The 15376-nt window shown below is 60.3% G+C and carries 13 protein-coding genes; 4 read left to right on the top strand and 9 right to left on the bottom strand.

The window, feature by feature from the left end; all coding sequences use genetic code 11:
* Window positions 1-17: 17 nt before the first annotated feature.
* From DMZ65_RS02455 to DMZ65_RS02440, 4 genes are all read right to left on the bottom strand, one after another.
* Window positions 18-401, bottom strand: a complete 384-nt coding sequence (locus DMZ65_RS02455; RefSeq protein WP_116597285.1) for a response regulator — start codon at window positions 399-401, stop codon at window positions 18-20.
* 23 nt (window positions 402-424) lie between these two features.
* Window positions 425-2104: a sensor histidine kinase gene (locus tag DMZ65_RS02450; RefSeq protein WP_198662605.1), complete on the bottom strand. Its 1680-nt coding sequence runs from the start codon at window positions 2102-2104 to the stop codon at window positions 425-427.
* A complete protein-coding gene (locus tag DMZ65_RS02445; protein WP_116597283.1) occupies window positions 2101-2478 on the bottom strand; it encodes a response regulator in 378 nt (125 codons plus the stop codon). The genes DMZ65_RS02450 and DMZ65_RS02445 overlap by 4 nt, the downstream gene beginning before the upstream one ends.
* Before the next feature lie 92 nt (window positions 2479-2570).
* Window positions 2571-3194 carry a J domain-containing protein gene (locus DMZ65_RS02440; RefSeq protein ID WP_116597282.1) on the bottom strand — a complete coding sequence of 208 codons (624 nt, stop codon included), beginning with the start codon at window positions 3192-3194 and terminating at the stop codon, window positions 2571-2573.
* A 74-nt stretch (window positions 3195-3268) separates the two neighbouring features.
* Between DMZ65_RS02440 and DMZ65_RS02435 the strand changes: the two genes are divergently transcribed.
* A complete protein-coding gene (locus DMZ65_RS02435; protein WP_116597281.1) occupies window positions 3269-3526 on the top strand; it encodes a BolA family protein in 258 nt (85 codons plus the stop codon).
* A gap of 129 nt (window positions 3527-3655) precedes the next feature.
* On the opposite strand, the gene DMZ65_RS02430 is transcribed toward DMZ65_RS02435, so the two are convergent.
* Complete coding sequence (locus DMZ65_RS02430) at window positions 3656-4489, bottom strand: DUF4177 domain-containing protein (RefSeq protein WP_116597280.1); 834 nt, start codon at window positions 4487-4489, stop codon at window positions 3656-3658.
* A 243-nt stretch (window positions 4490-4732) separates the two neighbouring features.
* Window positions 4733-6244: an Asp-tRNA(Asn)/Glu-tRNA(Gln) amidotransferase subunit GatB gene (gatB, locus tag DMZ65_RS02425; protein WP_116597279.1), complete on the bottom strand. Its 1512-nt coding sequence runs from the start codon at window positions 6242-6244 to the stop codon at window positions 4733-4735.
* A 287-nt stretch (window positions 6245-6531) separates the two neighbouring features.
* Here gatB and DMZ65_RS02420 point away from each other — a divergent pair, with 287 nt between their 5' ends.
* On the top strand, window positions 6532-7260 hold the full coding sequence (locus DMZ65_RS02420; RefSeq protein ID WP_198662604.1) for a transglycosylase SLT domain-containing protein: 729 nt from the start codon (window positions 6532-6534) through the stop codon (window positions 7258-7260).
* A gap of 12 nt (window positions 7261-7272) precedes the next feature.
* Here the strand turns inward: DMZ65_RS02420 and DMZ65_RS02415 are convergent, their stop codons facing one another.
* A complete protein-coding gene (locus tag DMZ65_RS02415) occupies window positions 7273-8151 on the bottom strand; it encodes a lysophospholipid acyltransferase family protein (protein WP_116597277.1) in 879 nt (292 codons plus the stop codon).
* A 319-nt stretch (window positions 8152-8470) separates the two neighbouring features.
* Window positions 8471-11107, bottom strand: a complete 2637-nt coding sequence (locus DMZ65_RS02410) for a M1 family metallopeptidase (RefSeq protein ID WP_116597276.1) — start codon at window positions 11105-11107, stop codon at window positions 8471-8473.
* 112 nt (window positions 11108-11219) lie between these two features.
* Between DMZ65_RS02410 and DMZ65_RS02405 the strand changes: the two genes are divergently transcribed.
* The gene (locus DMZ65_RS02405; RefSeq protein WP_116597275.1) at window positions 11220-11417 is read left to right on the top strand and encodes a hypothetical protein; all 198 of its coding nucleotides are present in this window, start codon (window positions 11220-11222) and stop codon (window positions 11415-11417) included.
* Window positions 11418-11641: 224 nt separating this feature from the next.
* Window positions 11642-13783, top strand: coding sequence for a malate synthase G (locus DMZ65_RS02400; protein ID WP_116597274.1), 2142 nt, complete (start codon window positions 11642-11644; stop codon window positions 13781-13783).
* A 169-nt stretch (window positions 13784-13952) separates the two neighbouring features.
* Here DMZ65_RS02400 and DMZ65_RS02395 read toward each other — a convergent pair whose 3' ends face one another.
* Window positions 13953-15104, bottom strand: a complete 1152-nt coding sequence (locus tag DMZ65_RS02395; protein WP_116597582.1) for an amidohydrolase — start codon at window positions 15102-15104, stop codon at window positions 13953-13955.
* Window positions 15105-15376 lie beyond the last annotated feature (272 nt).

The raw sequence follows: 15376 nt of genomic DNA, 5'->3' as shown, positions 1-15376 counted from the left end.
GGGCAGGCGTCTGGCGCTCAGGCGGCCTTGCCCAGATAGGTTTTCAGTGTATTGCCAAGCTGCACCATGTCCACGGGTTTTGGCAGGACATCATTCAGGCCATAACGCTGAACGGTGCGCCGCGCGTGGAAGTTGCTGTCGGCGGTGATCGCGACAATCGGAATGGACCGTGGCGGATCTTCTTCCAATGTGCGGATGTACGAGACCGTATCCAGCCCGGTGACGCCCGGCATATGAATGTCCATGAGGACCATGCTGTAATTTTCCGGGTCCGTACGCAGCAGCGCGATACAGGCCATGCCATTGGCCACGCATTCACATTCATACCCCATCGTGTCGAGCAACTCTGACATCATGTAGCGCGTGGTGGGATCGTCATCGACTACGATAATCTTCTTCACAATACCCCTCCCAGGGCCGGACGTTATTCTGACAAGGCACCGCGACGAGGATGGACGCTATGCAACCTAAGCGTGAAGGTCGAGCCGGACCCTACGTCAAGCGGCTTGCGGTCCGAATGTGTCAGGTTCGCCCCCATCAATCGAGCAATATCCCGGCAAATTGAAAGGCCCAGTCCTGACCCCTGATGCTGGCGTGCTAACCCATTGTCAAGTTGATAAAAACGCTGAAACACTGTGTGGCGGCGCTCTTCCGGGATGCCTTCGCCAGTGTCTCGCACCTCGATTTCCAGGCTGTTTCCGGAACGTCCTGCCATATGCACTGCCAGGGTGATGCTGCCGGTGGCGGTGAACCTGACCGCGTTATCCACCAGATTGGTCACGATCTGTGTCACGCGCCCGGCGTCTATGTGGACTGTTTTCGGAAGCGCATCACCCAGTTCCAGATGCATATCCAGGGGTTTGCCGCTTCGGATCACAATCCCTTCGAGTGTCGCGTGCCAGTTGGCGATCAGGGGTTCCAATTCGATATGATCTTCGACGATGGTCAATGCTCCGGCGTCCAGACGGGACACCTCCAGCACATTCGTTAGTCCGCGAAACAACCGTTGCGAAGAAGCATAGCCCGCCGCGGCTTGTTTGCGGTGCCGTTCGGGAATGTCCGCCGCCTCAATCAACTGAAACATGCCCATGATCGCGTTCAGCGGCGTGCGAATTTCGTGGCTCATCGTGGTCAGGAAACGTGACGTCGCCGCCTGGGATTGGCGCGCGGCGGCCTCCGCCCGGCGGCGATCATCGACTTCCAGCGCCAGCGCCTCATTGACTTGCCGCAATCTGGCATTGCCGGCGTCGGCGCGGGCTTCGGCTTGATTGCCCCGGTGCAGCAGCATGAATTGCAGATATCCCGCGAACAACAATGTTCCCAAAAGCAAGGCGGCAACCTCCGGTGAGATGTCACGGTTTGCTTTCACGAAGCTGGGTGTCGGATGGCTTTGCATGCGCAGCGTGTGCCCCCAAAGCTGGTCCGTTTCCGAGACGACCTGAGGCGACCCCATCGTGGCAAAATCGGTGTCCGCGTACAGCAAGCTGCCATCGAATTCGATACGAATGGAAAAGTCGTTTCCGAAATGCGGATTGTCGTCCAGCAACAGCAATTCGCGCTGCCATTCCTCGGCGTTGAAGGCGACGGAAACAAGCCCCCGGAAATCTTCGCCTCGGCGGATCGGGATATAAACGACAAAGCCCCGCCCGGATCCGTCATACAGGTCGACCGCGCCGGACAGGGTGATTTCGCCGCTGTCGCGCGCCAATTCGGATGCGCGCAGTTGTCTTGCACCCAGCGCTGTAAGAGGAACCCCGGTAGCGGGAGGCTGATCCGCTGGTGTTACAAACTTGACGACAAGGGTTTCGTCGATAAAGCGCACAGATCTGATGCCGGGGAACTGGTCGATATAGTCTTGGGTCTCTGCTGTGAACTCGTCTGAACTGGCATCCGACTTGCGCCACAATGCAGCAATGTGGCGGATCGCATTGACGCGAACCTTGACGTCCCGAGCAAGCGCGCGAAGCCGAAAGTCGCTTTCAGTCTGGGCCAGTTCCCGAAAACGCAGTTCGCGCTGCTTGTCCAACACGAACCACGTCAATCCGGCAATAACGGCGCAAAGTGCAAACGCCGTCAACAGGTTGATCTGACCTTTTCGTGTCACGACGGGCGCGACTCCGCGTCGAGGGCGGCATAGTCGACAAGGGCGTGTAAGTCTTCGAGAGGCACGGGCTTGCGCAACATCCAGTCCACGCAGGGGGCCAGGATGCTGGCTTCGCCGTTGGGAAACACGCCCGATCCCGTCAGCAGAATGATCCGCGCATCGGGACATGCCACGCAAGTGTATTCTGCAACCGGCAGGGAAATACCATCGGGCAGGTAGTAGTCCAGAATCACCAGGCCATAACCACGCCCGCGCAGACGGTCGATCGCGCTATTGATATCAAAGGCTTTGTGGACCTCGTGACCGGCATCACGAAGCGATGTGGCGAACACATCGCAGAGAACGTGATCATCCTCTACAATCAGGATCTTCATGGCCACACCTGCACATTTACCACTGCGGCAACGCTACCCTTCTGACTGTTAACGGATCGTTAACTGTGCGTTCAGCGGTGGCGGAATCACGCCTATTTGAAATTGCGGCTTTCCTTGATCTGATCCCATGCCCAGACCACTTCCTGAAGCTGGTCCTCCTGACTGCGGTCCCCGCCATTCATGTCAGGATGCAGCACTTTGATAAGCGCCTTGTAGGATTTGCGGACGTCGGCCTTTGACCAGTTGTCTCGCGCGTCCAGGATCTCGATCGCGCGTCGTTCGGTTGGCGGCAGACGGCGGGTGCCGACCCCCTGCTTGCCGGGATTGCGCGTGGCATTGTCGCCCAGCACCTGATGCGGATCCTCGATCCCCAGCCGTGCCCAGGCGCGTGCCTCGGGGTCGCGGAAATCCTTGGTCTCGCGTTCCCAGACCTTGTCCTTGGTCGCCTGAGCGTTCAACTCGGCTTCGGTCTGGCCCTGGAAGAAATTCCACTTCAGATTGTATTCGCGTACATGGTCCTTGCAGAACCATTTGTATTCATCCAAGACATCGGGCGCTTTGGGCGCACGGAATTTTCCGGGCAGTTCGCAGCCTTCGTGCTCGCACAGACGGGTAGAGGTTTCGGACGCACCGGACATGCCACGCCGTCCGCGTGGGTTTTTTTTCTTCGCGGTTGATACAGACATATCGAACCCGAAGGGATCTGGTTTGCTCATGGGAACACCTTTTCGACTCGGACGACCAACTCTAGACTATCCACCGACAGAGTGTAGGGGGCAGGCAGGAAAAAATGACCAGAACAGAAGAAATTCGCCAACGGCTGCAAAAGGCTTTCGCCCCGCGAGAGCTGGACGTCGTTGATGACAGTGAGAAGCATCGCGGACATGCGGGTTATCAGGAGGGCGGCGAAAGTCACTTCTCGGTACGGCTGCGCAGCGAGGCGTTTGACGGCCTGTCCCGCATCGCCCGGCATCGCGCCGTGCATGAGGCGTTGGGCGCAACTTTGATGTCACAGATCCATGCCTTGTCGCTTGATCTGAACAGTTAGGCGGCTTTTGGCTGCCATGGCGGGAATCGCCTTTAGGTGGTTTTACGCTGACGTTCAGACGACCTGTTCGCGCGGCTTGCAAATATCTGTGACAGGAAGGAGCGGTCCAACTGGACAGGAGCCGAACGATTATTCCTTCGCAAGACCGGACTCGCGTGCCCGGATTTGTGCAGCCCGGCTGCGCAGGGCCGGGCCGGGCTCTGGCCGGGGCGCAGTGCCGATGGGTGACGCGGCTGGGGATGGCGTTCTTGACCGGCCTTTCGACAGAGTTTCGGTTTGTCTTTCGGTTTGGCGCGGGGCCGCGGGTGCCGGGGCGGCCCAGGCTGACAGGTCCAGGGCGGGCACCGCAAATCCCTTTAATGACAGGATGTCTGATTTGGCGTCACCCGGTATCGGGGTGTTCTTCTGCGCGTGGCGTCGATCGGGCGTGGCGGTTCCCGTCGCCTGTATAGGTTTGCCATCGGGCCGGTCTAGCGGCGTTGGTGACGACGCTTTGCGTTTTGCCTGCGCTGTTTCATCCGTTCCCGCCGCAATATGCGTCTTTGGCTGCGTCGCCAAAGGCGCATCAGGCGCATGACCGCCCGCCGGTTCGATAGATGTCGCATCTGCCGGTCCTTCTGGTTGTGAAAGCAGCATTACATTCGGCTGCGGTGTGTCATCAGCGACCCTCTGGCGCTTTAACAAAAGCGGCGCGCTGGGGGAGACATCCCGTGTTGTCCTGCGCACGGCTTTCAGACGGCGGCGGAAAATCAGGACGTTGCAAAAGACCTGCGCGGTTGATGCCGCATCCACCGTTGGATCCACGGGCAGGACTTCGGCGCGCTGATATTCCCACCCTTCGGCACCAAGAGCATTCATCACCTCTGCAAGGGCGCAGGCGTAGCGTTGCTCGGCACCGCCAGAGCCGCCTGCCTGTGCCTCCTCGAACGGGGCGGGAACAACCTTGTACTCAAATGCAGTCATGCTGGCTCCGCGATAGCGTTGCCAAAGGCTAGCAATCCGAAGCCGGTCCGCCAAGTCAGACGGAACTCATCGGCGTAACCCTTCGATATTGTGGCCGCAGGCGCACAAAACAGGAGGTTTCAGACAGGTATTGACGATTTTCAGCGGCGCATAGCCGCTTGGAAAGCGCGTCCGCACGCATAAGGCCCGGCTGATCTGGGCTGCCGTTTCCTTTCCACAGCGCCGGAATTGGGTGCGCCCGGCCTATTGGCCGAGCTTCGCCGCCACAATTTCGTTCACGGCCTTGGGGTTGGCCTTGCCGCCCGTCGCCTTCATCACCTGACCGACGAACCAGCCCGCCAGTTTGGGATTGGCCTTGGCTTTTTCGACCTGTGCAGGATTGGCGGCAATGATCTCGTCCACCGCAGCCTCGATGGCACCGGTATCAGTGACCTGCTTCATGCCGCGTTCTTCGACGATCTGCGCCGGGTCGCCGCCATCCGTGTAGACGATCTCGAACAGGTCCTTGGCGATCTTGCCGGAAATCTCGCCTTTCTGGATCAGCTTGATGATGCCGGCCAACTGCTCGGGCGAGACCGGGCTGTCCTCGATGGAGTGGTCTTCTTTCTTGAGGCGTCCGAACAGTTCGTTGATCACCCAGTTGGCGGCAAGCTTGCCATCGGTATCGCCGGCGACTTGTTCGAAATACCGGGCATTGGCAGTGTCGGCCGTCAGGACCGACGCGTCATATTCCGACAGGCCGAAATCCTTGACGAAACGCGCCTTCTTGGCGTCGGGCAGTTCGGGCAGGCTGGCGGCGATATCATCCACCCAGCCCTGTTCGATTTCCAGCGGCAGCAGATCGGGATCGGGGAAGTAGCGATAGTCATGCGCCTCTTCCTTGGACCGCATCGAGCGGGTTTCGCCCTTGTCGGGATCATACAGCCGGGTTTCCTGATCTATTTCGCCGCCGGCTTCCAGAATGGCGATCTGGCGCCGCGCCTCATGGTCGATCGCGGCCTGAATGAACCGCATGGAGTTCATGTTCTTGATCTCGCAGCGCGTGCCGAGATGGCTGAAATCCTGCGTTTCCTGATATTTCTCATACTGGCCGGGTCGGCAGACAGAGACGTTGACGTCCGCGCGCAGGTTGCCGTTCTGCATATTGCCATCGCAAGTGCCAAGATAGCGCAAGATCTGGCGCAGCTTGGTCACATAGGCGGCGGCCTCTTCGGGGCCGCGAATGTCGGGGCGGCTGACAATCTCCATCAGCGCGACGCCGGTGCGGTTGAGGTCCACGAAAGACATATTCGGGTCCATGTCGTGAATCGACTTGCCGGCATCCTGTTCGATGTGGATGCGTTCGATCCGCACCAGACGCGCGATGCCGGGTTCCATATCGACCAGCACCTCGCCTTCGCCCACGATGGGGTGGTAAAGCTGGCTGATCTGGTAGCCTTGCGGCAGGTCTGGGTAGAAGTAGTTCTTGCGATCAAAGGCGGATTTCAGATTGATCTGCGCTTTCAGGCCCAGCCCGGTGCGCACCGCCTGTTCAACGCAGAATTCGTTGATGACGGGCAGCATGCCGGGCATGGCGGCATCCACGAAGGCGACGTTTGAATTTGGCTCTGCCCCGAATTTGGTCGAGGCACCGGAAAAGAGCTTGGCCTTGCTGGCGACCTGGGCGTGGACTTCGAGTCCGATCACCAGTTCCCAGTCGTGTTTCGCCCCGGCGATCACCTTGGGCTTGGGGGCCTCATAGCTCAGATCCAGCATGGTCTTTATCCTTCCAGAAGGGTCGATGCGGGTTCTAAGACAGAGCCGGGACAGGAGCAAGGGGCAGTGCAGGCCGCCGAGGGGCGCAATCCGATTGGTTGCGGCGCCGTGTTGGTGCGACAGGTGCCGAGCAGGCCTGATGGACCGGGCAGAGGTCCCGGCGCAAAGGCCGGGACGCGACCCGCGTGGGGCGGTGGTTGCGCATCTGCGGGCCAAAGGCGCGCCATCGGGTAAAAGCCGTGCTCGGCATGCTTGCGCGCTGGGTGGCGTTTGGGCATTCTGTCACGATGCTCAGACGCCTCATCATCTTGGGAGTATTGGCCGGACCGCTGCACGCGGCCGATACGGTGTTGCCTGATAAGCCTGTGGGTGTCGCGCTGCTGCGGTCCGCGACCGTTCAGGGGAATATTGTAACGGCCTCTGTGCTTGCGCCGACACTGTCATTGCGTCCTCAGCGCCGCATCGACCGCCTTCCTGCAACGCGCTGGCACCATGTGAACAAGGGACCGACATGGTCGCGCGCGGCGCTGTCGGCACTGTCCGCGCATGCCGAACCGCTGGCCCGCACTGTGCCGAAAGATGTGGCCGATTGGTGTCCGGGCTACGCCAGTGCAAGTCTGGCCGATCGGCGGGCATTCTGGGTGGGGTTCCTGTCGGCGCTGGCCAAACATGAAAGCACCTACCGGCCCGAAGCTGTGGGCGGCGGCGGGCGTTGGTATGGATTGTTGCAAATTCTGCCGGCAACCGCGCGTGGCTATGGATGCAAGGCCCGGACCGGAGCGGCGCTGATGAATGGTGCGGCGAACCTGTCCTGCGGATTGCGGATCATGACCCGGACCGTCCGGCGGGACGGGGTGATCGCGCGCGGAATGCGCGGTGTCGCCGCCGATTGGGGCCCCTTCCACAGCGCCGCGAAGCGCCGTGATATGGCGACTTGGTTGCGCAGGCAGAGCTACTGCAAATCGGTGCCTTTTGTGCGCCCGGTTGCCCGGCCGGTTGATCTTGTATCGAACTGACCATTGCGTTGCTCAGTTGGTCGGTACTCGGCGTCTCATCCAGAACGGCCTGCGCGAGCTGTCCACCAGCGACACGGTCGGGGCATGCGCGCCGCCAAGCGCCAGAGTTGCGCGACGCAGAAGCTTTATCCCTTCGTCCGACCGGGCCGGAAGGGCGGCGGCAGAAATAGGCTCGCCGATGGTGATACGATAGGGTTGACGATGCTTGTTCAGTGTTTCGTGGAACAGGGTAATGTCGCGCAATGTCGGGTGGATCAGGTCAAGCAGATAGAACATCGCCGAGTTGCGCGCCTGAATATTGACCGGAATCACCGGCAGATCGAATTTGCGCGCGATCATAGCCGCCGATGGCATCCACTGGCGTTCGTGCAGGCGCAGGCCTGACCGTTTTGCCAGCCTGCCTGACGGAAAGATCACGCCCATCCGATCCTCTGCCACGGCTTGACGCGTATAGGCCATTGTTTCTCGGGTCTTGCCGTGGCTGCGCTTTTCCGGTCGCCATTCCACCGGCGCGATCATGTCCTGCATCTGCGGCAGCACCCGCAGGATGTCGTGATTGGCGAAATAATACGCATCGGGGCGAATCCGGGCCAGTGCGCCGTGCAGGATGATGCCATCGGCAATTCCGGTCGGGTGATTTGCCACGACCATGGCTGCGCCTTGCCGGGGAATATTGTCCAGTCCGGCGACGACCACATCGCGCGCCAGCATCTGCGCCATCTGTTGCATGATCCGGGCGCTCGGTGTGTCGCGAAAACTCTCCGCCAGCGAAACGGTGCGCTTGTATGTCAGCAAGGTGTTCAGCGCGGCACGGGCCGGACGCGTGCCAAGCCGGCCGGAGAAAAGCCAAGGCGCACGTTCCTCGATAAGGGGATCTATCCGGTCATACATGTTGACCTGTTCACGGTTTTGCGGCGTCAGTTGGACAAGATTGGCCCTGCGCTGGTTTTTTTCAAGTTCTGGAGCGATCTGAACGGCTTTATCAGCGGGAAACGGCCTTTTAAGGGCACGCGCGTTGCGATGCCGTGACCGCTATTGTGGTGATTAACGCCCACCATCCTTTCTTGTGATCGTCTATCTAACAAGCGTGGCATTTTCAGACAGCAATCGCAGGACCGGTGCGGCAAGCTTTCGGACGCGTCCCAGGCGTGTTCCATGCGGGTGCAAACCCCACCGATGCCCGTGCGGGCACCGGTGGTCCTGAAGGTGTTTATCCCAGGATGCGTCCTACCATTTCGGCGGTGTCCCGGCTGAGGTCGGATTTGGCCGCGATACGTTCGAGGTTTCGCTGCATAAGCGCCTGCCGGCCTGCATCGTACCGGCGCCAAGCCTGAAACACCGAGCACATCCGCGCCGTGGTTTGCGGATTCAGCGCGTCAAGTCGGATCAGCCAATCGGCAAGCAAGGCGTATCCTTCCCCGTCGGCGCGGTGGAACCCGGCATGGTTCATCGCCAGCGCGCCCATCGTCGCGCGGAACCGGTTGGGGTTCTTGAGGTCAAAGTCGGGATGTTCGGTCAGCGTCTTGGCGACATCCGCTGCGCGGGCCGGATCCGCCTCTGCGATTTGCAGCATGAACCATTTGTCGATCACCAGCCGGTCGTCTTTCCACCGGTTGTAAAACGCGGCCAACGCATCCTCGCCTCTGCCGGATCGGATCAGGCAAGCCAGTGCCGTGAGTTGCAGGGTCATGTTGTCGGCACTCGTGTATTGCCGCGCTGCCTGTGCGCCGCCGTCCAGCCGTGTCGTCAAGCCCAGAAGCTTGCCGGCAAGCGCCCGGCGTCCTGCGGGGCCCGCATCGGGCGAATATGCCCCCTCGACCGTCATCTCTGCATGTAGGCGGGGCAGGGCATCCTGTAACGTATCCGCCAGTTGTTGGGTCAGCGTTTCGCGCGCCTGCCAGATGGTATCCGGGTCCGGGGTGGTGCCCTGTTCATGCAGGACTTGTGCAAGCTCGGAGTCTGCTGGAAGGGACAGCATCAACGCCCGAAAAGCCGGGTCCGCCGTATCGTCCCGGACGACGCGGCTCATGCCTTCCAGCCAGCGGTCGTCGGCGGGGGAGCCGTTGCGGATCATCGCGATCAACCCGTCACGGGCAAGCTGTCTGCCGGCTTCCCAGCGGTTGAACGGGTCGGTGTCATGCGCCAGCAGAAAGGCGCGCTCGTCGGCGCTGGTTTCGCGTTCCAGCACAACCGGCGCAGAAAATTCGCGCAGGATAGAGGGGATGGGGCGCGCCGACAGCCCGGTGAACACGAAGCTTTGTTTGGCTTGCGTCATCTCCAGCAGCGTTGTCGGCGTGATTTCGTCGCCGTTTGGTCCCAGAAGGCCAACAGCGATGGGCAGAACCTGCGGTGCCTTCTCGGTCTGGCCGGATGTCCCCGGGGTGTGCTGTTCGAATGTCAGCGTGTAGGTGCCGCCTGGGGTGTCCCCGCCCCGGACTTGATCCGGGGCCTCCGGGCTGGCCGCAAGGTCCCGGCTCGGGGGGCGGGACGCGTCGTCTGCGGAGGTCCAGTCTTCGGTAACTTTCAGACGTGGTGTGCCGGATTGGGTATACCAGCGCTTGAATTGCGTCAGATCGCGGCCTGTCGCATCCTCGAATACCTGCAACCAGTCTTCGATCGTGGCCGCATCGCCATCATGCCGCTCGAAATAGAGGTCGAGCGCCTGCGCATATGCCTCATCCCCCACCAACCGTTTGAGCATGCCGATCACCTCGGCACCCTTTTCGTAGACGGTGGCGGTGTAGAAGTTGTTGATCTCCTGAAAGCTCTCGGGTCGCACCGGATGCGACAGCGGTCCCTGATCCTCGGGGAATTGCCGCGCGCGCAGGTCAATCACGTCGCTGATCCGCTTGACGGGCGCGGACCGCATGTCAGACGTGAACTGGCTGTCGCGGTAGACCGTCAGCCCTTCTTTCAGGCACAACTGGAACCAGTCGCGACAGGTGATCCGGTTGCCGGTCCAGTTGTGGAAATACTCATGCGCGATGATCGCCTCGATGCGTTCGAAATTGGCATCGGTCGAGGTTTCGGGACTGGCCAGAACGGCAGAGGAGTTGAAGATGTTCAGCCCCTTGTTTTCCATCGCGCCCATGTTGAAGTCATCGACCGCGACGATGTTGAAGATGTCGAGGTCGTATTCGCGGCCGTAAACATCCTCGTCCCATTTCATCGACTTCTTCAGCGCCTCCATTCCGAAGGCACATTTGTGCAGATCGCCGGGACGGACCCAGATGTTCAGTTCCACGTCCCGGCCGGACATGGTGGTGAAACTATCCGGGTGGTTGACCAGATCGCCCGCGACAAGCGCAAAGAGATAGCTGGGCTTTTTCCACGGATCATGCCATTCGGCCCAACCCTCACCCTTGGCCACCGGATTGCCGTTGGACAGCATGACCGGCAGATCGCTTTCGATCCGCACGGTAAAAGGTGCCATCACGTCCGGCCTGTCTGGGTAATAGGTGATCTTGCGAAACCCCTCGGCCTCGCATTGCGTGCAATACATGCCGCCGGACATATACAGCCCCTCAAGCGCGGTATTCGTCGCCGGGCTGATCTCGACCTCGGCTTCCCAGATGAAAGGGCCGTCCGGGACGTCGCAACTCAGCCCCTCTGCCGTGATCTTGGGTGTGACCGCCACGCCGTCGATATGGCTGGAGATCAGCACCAGATCCTCGCCATGCAGAAAAAACGTCTGATCCACCCTGTCCGGATTGGGCGCAAAGCGTATGCGGCTGATCACGCGCGTGGTTTTGGCGGCAAGCCGAAAGGTCAGATGCACATCCTCCACCAACCAGGCGGGCGGGGTGTAATCCTTCAGATAGACCGTCTGAGGGGGGGAGTCTCTCATGCACACATCTCCGTGAGAACCGAATTTTCGCCGAACTTTTGCACCACCACGCTGTTGACGAAGTAGCACGGTCAAAGCCGCGAAATGTTGACGCCAAATACAGGAGCATACGATGTCAGCCCCCCAAACGAATGTCGAGACCCAGGAAAAAAACCATCGCCCCGCTTTGGGTGCGATGAAATTCGCGGTGGGTGCCGCGTTGGTGCTGTTCATCGTGTTTGTTATCTGGATGTTTGCCGCCGGTGACGATCCTGAAGGTGCAGAGACCCAGATCGACGGGCGGACCGGTGAGGTTGAACAAGCCGAATGACCGGCAAGACAGATCCATGACGGGCTTGACCCGTCATCTTGTGGCCTTCGGCCTGTCGAAACGGATCTGATGCCCCCAAGGCAGTTTGTGGACTTCCAGGCTACGGTCTATGGTGCAACCGCGCATCGGATGGATAGCTCCATGTTGCCTACTTGAAACTTTTGTCTTACTCGTTTTTGCACAAATGCCGGGGCGTGTGCCTCGCGTAGGCCAAGAGGTTTTCCATGACAGATCGCATCGACCGCAATGGTCTGCAAATCGACGAAATTCTGTACAATTTCATTGAGGATCACGCGCTGCCGGGAACGGGCATTGCCGCCGATGATTTCTGGGCGGGGCTGTCGGACTTGCTGCATGAGAAAGGCTCTGAGAACCGCGCACTTCTGGACAGGCGTGACGAATTACAGGCCAAGATTGATGCCTGGCATATAGCGCAACGCGGGCAGACGCTTGACCTGCCGACCTACAAGGCGTTTCTGGAAGAGATCGGTTACCTTCTCCCCGAAGGCGGCGATTTTGAGATCGATACCGCGAATGTCGACCCGGAGATTGCCTCTGTGCCCGGTCCGCAGCTTGTCGTCCCGATCACCAATGCGCGGTTTGCCCTGAATGCGGCGAATGCGCGTTGGGGGTCGCTCTATGATGCGTTCTACGGCACCGATGCGATGGGACATGCCGCGCCCAAAGGCCCCTATGACCGGGGGCGCGGTGCGCGGGTTGTCGCACGGGCGCGCGTGTTTCTGGATGATGCTTTCCCGATCGACGGTGGCTCACATGCCGATGCGCGGCGCTATCACATCAGTGATGGCGCGCTTCTGGTGGATGATATGCCGCTGGCGCAACCGGAAAAATTCGTCGGCTATCGCGGCCACCCCAAAGCACCCGAGGCGTTGTTGCTGCGCAATAACGGCCTGCATGTCGAGCTGGTTTTCGACCGAACGCATTTCATCGGTGCGCGCGATCAGGCAGGCTTGGCGGATGTCGTGATGGAATCCGCCGTAACCGCGATCATGGATTGCGAAGATTCCGTGGCCTGCGTCGATGCCGAGGACAAGGCGCAAGCCTATGGCAACTGGCTTGGCCTGATGAAAGGCGATCTGGAGGCCAGCTTCACCAAGGGGGGCAAGACCCTGTCGCGCAGGCTGAACAAGGACCAAAGCTATACCGCGCCGGATGGCAGCGAACTGGTCGTGAAGGGCCGCGCTTTGCTTTGGATCCGCAATGTCGGGCATCTGATGACCAACCCGGCCATACTCGACAAGGATGGCAACGAGGTTTTCGAAGGCCTGATGGACGCGATGATCACGGTGCTGATCGCCATGCATGACCTCAAACGCGACGGTGGCAATTCGCTGAGCGGGTCTGTCTATGTGGTCAAACCCAAGATGCACGGGCCCGATGAAGTCGCCTTTGCCAGCGAGACTTTCGATCATGTCGAGAAGGTGCTGGGCCTGCCCGCGAATACCGTGAAGATCGGCATCATGGACGAAGAGCGCCGCACCACGGTCAACCTCAAGGAATGCATTCGCGCCGCTCGCCATCGTGTCGCCTTCATCAATACCGGCTTTCTTGACCGCACCGGAGACGAGATCCATACCTCGATGGAGGCCGGGCCGTTCAGCCGCAAGGATTTCATCAAGCGCAAGGCATGGATCGGCGGGTACGAGAACCAGAATGTCGATATCGGGCTGGAATGCGGGCTTCAGGGCAAGGCGCAGATCGGCAAGGGCATGTGGGCGATGCCCGACGCCATGGCCGCAATGCTGGAAGCCAAGATCGAACACCCCAAATCCGGTGCCAATTGTGCATGGGTGCCGTCGCCAACGGCGGCCATCCTTCATGCGTTGCATTACCACAAGGTCGATGTGTTCGCCGTGCAGGACAAGTTGAAGGCAGGCGGACGGCGCGCCTATGTCGAAACGATCCTCGATATTCCGCTGGCCAGCTACCGGATGTGGTCAGAGGCGCAAATCCTGCAAGAGGTCGAAAACAACGCCCAAGGCATCCTTGGCTATGTCGTGCGCTGGATCGATCAGGGGATCGGATGCTCCAAGGTGCCCGACATCCATGACGTTGCCTTGATGGAGGACCGCGCCACTTGCCGGATTTCTGCCCAGCACATTGCCAACTGGTTGCACCACGATGTGATCAGTGCAGAGCAAGTGACCACGGCAATGGGAAAAATGGCCGCCGTGGTGGACCGGCAAAACGCCGATGACCCGTCCTATACCGCCATGGCACCGGGTTTTGACGGTGTCGCCTATCAGGCCGCCTGTGATCTGGTGTTCAAGGGGCGCGTGCAGCCTTCGGGCTATACCGAGCCGGTTCTGCACGCCCGCAGGCTGGAAAAGAAAGCAGCCGGGTGAGCGGGCAATTCGGCCGAAACTGACGATGCAGTGATCGCGTGCAGGCCATTTCTTCTGACGGATCGGGCTTCTGCGGGGGCAGGGACGATCCGTCAGGTGTATCCAATTTTACCGTATTCGTTCGTTTCGGACCACGCCGCAGAACGTGTCCGCGTTGATCACCCGGTTGTCACGCCGTCCCGAGAAGGTCGCGCGCGATCCGTTCGAATATCGCAGCGCCGATCGGAATAAGGTTGTCGTCAAAATCATAATCGGGGTTGTGCAAGGCCGCGCAGTCTTGCCCTGTGCCAAGACAGAGCATTGCAGCCTTTGCATTCCAGCCGAACACGCCGAAATCCTCTGAGGCGCGCATCGGCAAACCGTCCTCGCCATTTGCCACGCCGATTGCGGTCATTGCGGCCACTGCGATAGCGGTTGCATCGGGATCGTTGATCGAGGCGGCAAAGTCGTCGCAGATCTCGAATGAGACGGTCAGCCCATCACGTCCGGCGATAGTTTCGGCAAGCCTGCGTGCTTTCCCTGACATGCTTTCCAGTGCATCATCACTCGCGCTGCGCAGGGTCACATGGATCACCGCGTCAGCGGGGGCGACGCCAAAGGTCGGTTCGCCGATACGGGCATGGGTGACGGTGGCCAATCTGAATGCATCGTCCAACGCGCCTCCGGTGCCGAGGGCGCTTAAGGCGGGGATCAGTTCAGCGACGGCGCGTGCCGGTGACATGCCGTCTTCGGGGTTGGCCGCATGGGCGGTCTTTCCCTTCAGCTTTATTGCAAGACCGCGAGAGGCGCAGTTGATCAGCCCGGCGCGCGTCGCAACATGGCCAAATTCGCGGCCCGGCTCGTTATGGATTGCGAAAGCCCAATCCGGAGCGATGTCAGCGAAGTCCGGGTCTGTTACCACCGCGCGGGCCCCGCTCCCGTCCTCTTCGGCGGGTTGAAACATCAGGACGACTCGCCCTGACGCGACGGGTTTACGGGCGATCAGCCGCCCCAGCGCCAGCAGCATCACCATATGCCCGTCATGACCGCACAGGTGGCCTTGGCCGGGGATCCGGGACACCCAGGCCTTGTCCGACTGCTCTTGTATCGGCAGGCCATCCAATTCTGCCCGGAACAGGACGGTCGGACCCTCTGAGGCACCTTCGAACACCGCAGCAACCCCATGGCCGCCCAGTCCTTGCAAAATGCGGTCGGGGGAAAGGGGGCGAAGCGCCGCCACGATGGATTGCGCCGTTTCGGCTTCTTGCCCGGACAATTCCGGACGCATGTGAAGGTCTCGGCGGAACCGCGTCAGTTCAACAAGGTCAAAGTTTGTCAGCATCGGTGCGCCTGCATTTATCTTTACCATGACAGTAGGCATGGTTTCAAAATTGGTCAAAGCGATCCTGAGTGGTGATGTTCGGGCGCGACCGGCAGCACCTCAACGGCGCGCCACTCTCTGCGCCGCAGAGGGGGCGTTGGTTACGGGTGCGTTCAGGGGCGACCGACTGCCTTGAAACCGGGCAGCGCGGCCCATCTTGGGTGTGTAACCGCCTCAAACTGTAGTATCCGGGCTTTTCTCTTACCCCTGAGAGCATTAGATTGACGCAGAAG

Origin of the sequence: Primorskyibacter marinus (genome assembly GCF_003313245.1) — a bacterium.
In the GTDB taxonomy this organism is placed as follows: Bacteria; Pseudomonadota; Alphaproteobacteria; order Rhodobacterales; family Rhodobacteraceae; genus Primorskyibacter; species Primorskyibacter marinus.
Note: the sequence above shows the minus strand (reverse complement) of the source record. Positions and strands in the feature narration are given on the sequence as shown.